The sequence below is a fragment of the Synergistaceae bacterium genome, from assembly GCA_017450125.1.
In the GTDB taxonomy this organism is placed as follows: Bacteria; Synergistota; Synergistia; order Synergistales; family Aminobacteriaceae; genus JAFUXM01.
The window spans coordinates 1-5033 of record JAFSWZ010000041.1 but is presented as its reverse complement, the minus strand read 5'-3'; the positions used below and the strand labels follow the sequence as shown (position 1 = coordinate 5033).

The window sequence follows — 5033 nt, the reverse complement described above, 5'->3', positions numbered from 1 at the left end:
TACATCGGTCGAGCACAGGCACGGAGGCTCAAGCGGAGCTATCTCGTATCCGGGGCGCGTGTTTCCCGGCAAGAGAATGCCCGGACACATGGGGAGCGATAAGGTTACGGTGAAGAATCGTACTGTGATGGCCGTTGACGTTGAGAATAATTTAGTTCTGTTGAAAGGTGCAGTACCAGGCGCGAAAAACAGCCTGCTTGCCCTCTACAAGAAAGCATAAAGGGGGAAAAGAGATACTATGCCGTTCGTAAAAGTATACGAGTTCGACGGAACAAGAGCCGGAGAGATGGAGTTACCTGCAGCAATCTTTGACGTTCCCGTAAACATGCCGGTGATTCATCAGGTAGTTGTAGCGCATCTCGCGAATTGCCGTCAGGGAACAGCCAGCACAAAGACCCGCGGAGACGTTTCCGGCGGAGGCAAGAAGCCTTGGAGGCAGAAGCACACAGGACGCGCCCGTCAGGGAAGTACACGTTCGCCGATCTGGGTGCACGGCGGAGTCGCACACGGCCCGCATCCGAGGGATTATCACCAGAAGGTCAACAAGAAGGTTCGCCAGCTTGCGTTGAAGTGTGTGCTGTCGGATAAAGTCCGCGAGGATCTTATGTCCGTAGTGAAGGGTTTTGACGCAATCGAGAAGCCGTCAACAAAGGCGATGAGGAATCTTTTCACCGCACTCGGCCTCGAGAAAAAGACTCTCGTTATCTACAGCGGAAACGCTCTCAACGTCAGCAAGTCAGTGAGCAACCTTCCGGACGCAAAGTGCATCAATGTCGCGAGCATCAATGTGTATGACATTCTGAACGCTAAGAACTTGATAGTTACGCCCGAAGTTATCGCGAAAATTGAGGAGGTATATTCGAGATGAATTTAGCTGCTCATGACATAATCATCCGCCCGGTAATCACGGAGAAGTCGAGTTCGTTAATGGCACTGAACAAGTACACGTTCGAGGTACACAAGAGCGCGAACAAGATTCAGATCCGCAATGCTGTTGAGGAAGTCTTCAACGTCAAGGTCGACGGAGTGAACACAATTAACGTGAAGGGCAAACCGCGCAGACGAGGACTCTCAAAAGGTTATACGCGTACATGGAAGAAAGCTATAGTAACGCTGAAGCCTGACCAGCATATCGAGTTCTTCGAGGGTGCTTCGATATAACACAGGAGATTTTATAGATATGTCAATCAAACAATTCAAGCCGTATACCCCTGCACGCCGCCACATGAGCATTCAGGGACGCGAAGACATTACGGCAGATAAACCGGAACGCTCGCTCGTTACCCAGCTCCGCAAGCATGGAGGCCGCAACAACACCGGCAGAATAACCATGCGCCACATCGGAGGCGGGCACAGGAGAGCCTACCGCATAATAGATTTCAAGCGCGACAAGTTAGGCATACCCGGCAAGGTCGCCACAGTAGAGTACGATCCTAACCGCAACGCCCGCATAGCATTAATTAACTATGTGGACGGCGAGAAGAGATACATCATTCTTCCGAAGGGGCTTAACGTCGGCGACACGATATATTCAGGGCCTGAGAGCGACATCACTCCCGGCAACGCGCTTAAGCTGAAGGATATTCCGGTCGGCACGGTAATTCACAATATCGAGATGGCTCCCGGCTGCGGTGCAAAGCTGGTTCGTTCTGCAGGAACAAGCGCGCAGCTCATGTCCAAAGAGGGCAAGTATGCGTACATCAGGATGCCCAGCGGAGAATTAAGGCTTATTCTGCTTGAGTGCATGGCGACAATAGGTCAGGTCGGCAATGAGGACTACGACAACATCTCGCTCGGCAAGGCTGGCGCAACAAGGCACAGAGGACGCAGGCCTCACGTTCGCGGAATGGTCATGAACCCCGTAGATCACCCTATGGGCGGCGGTGAAGGCAAATCCAAGTCCAACAAGCACCCCGTATCACCTTGGGGCACTCCTGCGAAGGGATACAAGACGCGCAAGAAGAAGCCTTCGGATAAGCTGATTATCCGCAGACGCTATGACAAGTAAGGAGCTGAGTAGATAAATGCGTTCAACTAAGAAAGGGCCTTTTGTCGAACAGAGGCTTCTGAAGAGAATCGAGGACATGAACGTTTCGGGCAGCAAGAAGGTAGTAAAAACCTGGTCGAGACGCTCAACAGTAGTTCCGCAGATGATCGGCCACACGATCGCTGTGCATAACGGGAAAATGCATCTTCCTGTGTACATCAGCGAGAACATGGTGGGACACAAGCTCGGAGAGTTTGCCCCTACCCGCAGATTCGGCCATCACGCAGGGCAGGACAAGAAGGCTAAGTAAGAGTAGGTAACAGGTCATGCCAGAGATAAAGACAGCAACAGCTAAGACCGTCAATGTGAGGATTTCTCCCTATAAGGTGAGGCAGGTGCTCGAACTTATACGCGGGAAGTCAGCAGAGAAGGCCGTAGTGATACTCAAATTCAGCGACAAGAAGGCAGCACGCATAATCTTGAAGGTGCTTAACAGTGCTATGGCGAACGCAGAGCATAATTACGGAATGGATCTCGACAAACTCTATGTTCATGAGGCCTACGCGAATCAAGGGCCAATGATGAAGAGGTTCAGGCCGGTATCAATGGGACGTGCTCATCCTTACGTGCACAAGACATCACACGTAACGATCACGGTCGGCGAACGTCAGTAGGAGGAAATAATGGGACAGAAAGTACACCCGATAGGCTACCGTCTCGGAGTAACGAGCGATTTTCAGGCGAGATGGTATGCCGACAAGAAGAATTACGCGAAAAAATTACACGAAGATATAAAGCTGCGTAAGTACATCATGAAGAAGTGGGAGGGTGCAGGTATCTCACGCATCGAGATCGAGCGCGTCGGGCCTGTAGTCCGCTTCACGATTTACACAGCACGTCCCGGCGTAGTGATAGGCAAGGGCGGCAACGAGATTCAGAACATCAAGAATGAGCTTCAGGCGATCACCGGCGGAAAAGTCATGGTGAACGTCAACGAGATCAAGAATCCCGACGTAGAAGCTCAGTTAGTGGCGGAGAACATCGCGAGTTCGCTTGAGCGCAGAGTGTCCTTCCGCCGTGCAATGAAGCAGGCAATCTTCCGTGCGACGAAGGCCGGAGTGAAGGGCATCAAGGCACAGGTAGCCGGACGCTTGGGCGGAGCAGAAATCGCCCGCACAGAGTGGTACAACGAGGGGCAGCTTCCCCTGTCGACCATCAGGGCAGATATAGATTACGGGTTCTCAGAGGCCGTAACAATGTACGGAGTAATCGGCTGCAAGGTCTGGATTTACCGCGACCGCAAGAACGAGAAGGCAGCAGCTCCGGCACGTCCGGCACGCAGCAGACCGGCGAATAAGGGGGCGTAATCACAATGTTAATGCCAAGCAGAGTGAAGTACCGCAAATCACACAGATCACCCCTTCGCGGAATCTCTAAGGGAGGCACAACGATAGCCTTCGGAGATTACGGGATTCAGGCTCTCGAGAACGTGTGGCTCACAGCGCGCCAGATTGAGGCGACCCGTGTAGCAATATCGCGTAAGATGAAGAAGGGCGGGAAAATCTGGATTCGTGTGTTCCCGGACAGACCTTACACAAAGAAGCCTCTTGAGACTCGTATGGGTAAAGGCAAAGGAGCACCGGAGTTCTGGGTTGCCGCAGTGAAGAGAGGCCGCGTACTGTTCGAGTTCTCAGGGATTCCTGAAGATGTCGCGCAGGAAGCCTTCAGGACAGCATCTCACAAGCTGCCTGTGAAGGTTCGCTTTGTACGCAGCGGAGGTGATGCCTGATGAACGCAAACGAGAAACCGGCCAAGCTCAGGGAGTTATCGAGCGAGGAGATCGCCGGAAAGATTAAGGAGTACAAGACAGAATTATTCAACCTGCGTTTTCAGAATGCTGTCGGGCACCTGAAGAACACAAGCCGTATCCGTGAAGTCCGAAAGACTATCGCACGGCTCTTGACGATAGCGACTGAGAAGGCAGTTGCGGAAAAGGAAGCACAGAATGCCTAGTAAAGTAAGAACGGGTATAGTCGTCAGCGACAAGATGGACAAAACTATTGTCGTCCGTGTTGAGTGCATGGCCGAACACCCGCTGTACGGTAAGAGAATCAAACGCGCAAAGAAGTATGTAGCTCATGACGCAGAGAACACCTGCCGAATGGGAGATGAAGTGCGTATCCGAGAGACAAGGCCGTTAAGCAAGACCAAACGCTGGGAACTGCTGGAGATTACGCGCCGTGCTCCTGTGTTCGGCACTGACGAGACATTAGAGGCAGTATCAGAGGAGGTTCAGGGGTAAATGATTCAGCTAACCACAGTTCTGAACGTCGCTGATAACTCAGGCGCAAGAAAGCTGTTCTGCATTCAGGTCATGGGCGGAAGCAAGAGGCGTTACGGCACAATCGGAGATGTAATCGTTGCATCAGTGCGCGAGGCCATCCCGAACAGCAACATTCCGAAGGGAAGCGTAGTGAAGGCCGTGATAGTCCGCACAAAGAAGGAAATCCGCCGCAGAGACGGAACATATGTCAGGTTTGACGACAACGCAGCAGTACTCATTGACGCGAACGGCGAACCCAGAGGCACGCGTATATTCGGGCCTGTAGGGCGTGAGCTGAGAGCAAAGAAGTATATGCGCATATTGTCGCTTGCTCCTGAAGTCGTATAGGGAGAATCAATCATGACAGTAAGATTAAGGAAAAATGACCGCGTGAAAGTCATCACCGGCAAGGATAAAGGCAAGGAAGGCAAGATCATCCGCAGAGTACCCGAGCGCGATCTCGTAGTAGTCGAGGGCGTGAACATGGTATCGCGTCATGTGAAGCCGACCCAGAATAATCCGCAGTCCGGCATCATCAAGCAGGAAGCTCCGATTTATGCGAGCAAAGTCATGCTTGTATGCCCCCAGTGCGGAAAAGCGACGAGAGTCGGAAGTTCATTTCTTGAGAACGGCAAGAAGGTACGTGTTTGCAAGAAGTGCGGACAAATCATCGACAGAGGAGGACTCTAAACTATGGCGATCACACCGAGAATGCTTGAGAAG

Annotated in this window: 12 protein-coding genes; all 12 read left to right on the top strand. The window is 52.2% G+C overall.

Translation table 11 applies throughout. The annotated features are described in order from the left end of the window. On the top strand, nucleotides 1–220 hold a 220-nt coding region (locus IJT02_10130; protein MBQ7545284.1), incomplete at its 5' end, for a 50S ribosomal protein L3. Nucleotides 221–238: 18 nt separating this feature from the next. Continuing rightward, nucleotides 239–868, top strand: a complete 630-nt coding sequence (rplD, locus tag IJT02_10125; GenBank protein ID MBQ7545283.1) for a 50S ribosomal protein L4 — start codon at nucleotides 239–241, stop codon at nucleotides 866–868. After that, nucleotides 865–1161 (top strand): 50S ribosomal protein L23, encoded by a 297-nt coding sequence (rplW, locus tag IJT02_10120; protein MBQ7545282.1) that lies wholly within the window; start codon nucleotides 865–867, stop codon nucleotides 1159–1161. The genes rplD and rplW overlap by 4 nt, the downstream gene beginning before the upstream one ends. Before the next feature lie 19 nt (nucleotides 1162–1180). Continuing rightward, a complete protein-coding gene (gene rplB, locus IJT02_10115; GenBank protein MBQ7545281.1) occupies nucleotides 1181–2008 on the top strand; it encodes a 50S ribosomal protein L2 in 828 nt (275 codons plus the stop codon). A 16-nt stretch (nucleotides 2009–2024) separates the two neighbouring features. Beyond that, nucleotides 2025–2297 carry a 30S ribosomal protein S19 gene (gene rpsS, locus IJT02_10110; protein ID MBQ7545280.1) on the top strand — a complete coding sequence of 91 codons (273 nt, stop codon included), beginning with the start codon at nucleotides 2025–2027 and terminating at the stop codon, nucleotides 2295–2297. Between the two features lie 16 nt (nucleotides 2298–2313). Then, nucleotides 2314–2661 (top strand): 50S ribosomal protein L22, encoded by a 348-nt coding sequence (gene rplV, locus IJT02_10105; GenBank protein MBQ7545279.1) that lies wholly within the window; start codon nucleotides 2314–2316, stop codon nucleotides 2659–2661. 9 nt (nucleotides 2662–2670) lie between these two features. Next, nucleotides 2671–3354 carry a 30S ribosomal protein S3 gene (rpsC, locus tag IJT02_10100; GenBank protein ID MBQ7545278.1) on the top strand — a complete coding sequence of 228 codons (684 nt, stop codon included), beginning with the start codon at nucleotides 2671–2673 and terminating at the stop codon, nucleotides 3352–3354. Between the two features lie 5 nt (nucleotides 3355–3359). Next, nucleotides 3360–3776: a 50S ribosomal protein L16 gene (rplP, locus tag IJT02_10095; protein MBQ7545277.1), complete on the top strand. Its 417-nt coding sequence runs from the start codon at nucleotides 3360–3362 to the stop codon at nucleotides 3774–3776. Continuing rightward, nucleotides 3776–4000, top strand: a complete 225-nt coding sequence (gene rpmC / locus IJT02_10090) for a 50S ribosomal protein L29 (GenBank protein ID MBQ7545276.1) — start codon at nucleotides 3776–3778, stop codon at nucleotides 3998–4000. Before rplP ends, rpmC begins: the two co-directional genes overlap by 1 nt. Further along, nucleotides 3993–4289 (top strand): 30S ribosomal protein S17, encoded by a 297-nt coding sequence (rpsQ, locus tag IJT02_10085; GenBank protein ID MBQ7545275.1) that lies wholly within the window; start codon nucleotides 3993–3995, stop codon nucleotides 4287–4289. The genes rpmC and rpsQ overlap by 8 nt, the downstream gene beginning before the upstream one ends. Next, the gene (gene rplN / locus IJT02_10080; protein ID MBQ7545274.1) at nucleotides 4290–4658 is read left to right on the top strand and encodes a 50S ribosomal protein L14; all 369 of its coding nucleotides are present in this window, start codon (nucleotides 4290–4292) and stop codon (nucleotides 4656–4658) included. 12 nt (nucleotides 4659–4670) lie between these two features. Beyond that, nucleotides 4671–5000, top strand: a complete 330-nt coding sequence (gene rplX, locus IJT02_10075; protein ID MBQ7545273.1) for a 50S ribosomal protein L24 — start codon at nucleotides 4671–4673, stop codon at nucleotides 4998–5000. The last annotated feature ends 33 nt before the right edge of the window (nucleotides 5001–5033 follow it).